Genomic DNA, 925 nt, shown 5'->3' with positions numbered 1-925 from the left:
GGACGGTGGCCGCGAGCGGCCCGGAGCCCATGACCGGGTCGCTGATGGTCTCGGCGCCCGTCTCGACGTGGCCCGCGAAGCGGCGAAGGAAACCGTCCGGCCCCTGAACGGTCAGGTCGTACCAGCCACCCATGCCGCCTTCGATGCTGAACCAGTCTTCGGCCGTCGCACCGGAGGCGACCGAGTACGTCCACGGTCCGCCGCCCCGGTTGCCGGTGCGCACGGTCAGCTCGCAAGCGGCGCCGGCGTTGGTCATCTTCAGGTACACGACACCGGAACCCGGTCGCAGCACGACTTCCGGATTCGGCTTGCCCCCGGTGGTCGCGGTGATCCGGTTACCCGCGAACCGGCGCAGGAAACCGTTGGGACCGTGCGTGGTGAGGTCGTACGCGCCGTCAGGGGAACCCACCTGCCAGTAGTCCGAGAGCGTGGCCCCGGCGCCGACGGTGTAGCGCCAGGGCCCGTCCGTTCGGTGCGCGTTGGCGTAGACGTAGAAGTGCGCGCCGGCGGACCCGGTGTTGGCGAAGTCGATCCAGAACCGCTCCGCCGTCACCCGTCCCGACGCCGTCACCTGATAGGGCAACGGCCGCGCCGTCCGGACCCCGCTCTCCGACACCGGCGCCTTCTGGACGGAAGGCGGCTGCGGCTCGGTGTTCCACGGCCCGCTCGTCGGCACCGGTTTGGTCAGCGCCGGATAGGTGGCACTCGGCGCCGTGGTGTCCAGCGCCGACGTCAGATCGCCGCAGACCGTGCGCCGCCACGGCGAGATGTTCGGTTCGGCGACGCCGCTCCAGCGTTCCAGGAACCGCAGCACGGAGGTGTGGTCGAAGACCTCCGAGCACACCTTGCCGCCGCGACTCCACGGCGAGATGACGAACATCGGTACCCGCACGCCCAGCCCGATCGGCTCGCCGGAGACGAATTC

The 925-nt window shown here is 70.5% G+C and carries 1 protein-coding gene; it reads right to left on the bottom strand.

Going from position 1 to position 925, the window contains the following annotated elements:
* A partial coding sequence (locus tag CFP71_RS42795; RefSeq protein ID WP_143267330.1) for a phospholipase domain-containing protein occupies positions 1-925 on the bottom strand: 925 nt, incomplete at both ends.

Origin of the sequence: Amycolatopsis thailandensis, from assembly GCF_002234405.1 — a bacterium.
Classification (GTDB): domain Bacteria; phylum Actinomycetota; class Actinomycetes; order Mycobacteriales; family Pseudonocardiaceae; genus Amycolatopsis; species Amycolatopsis thailandensis.
This window is presented reverse-complemented; position numbering and strand designations above follow the sequence as displayed.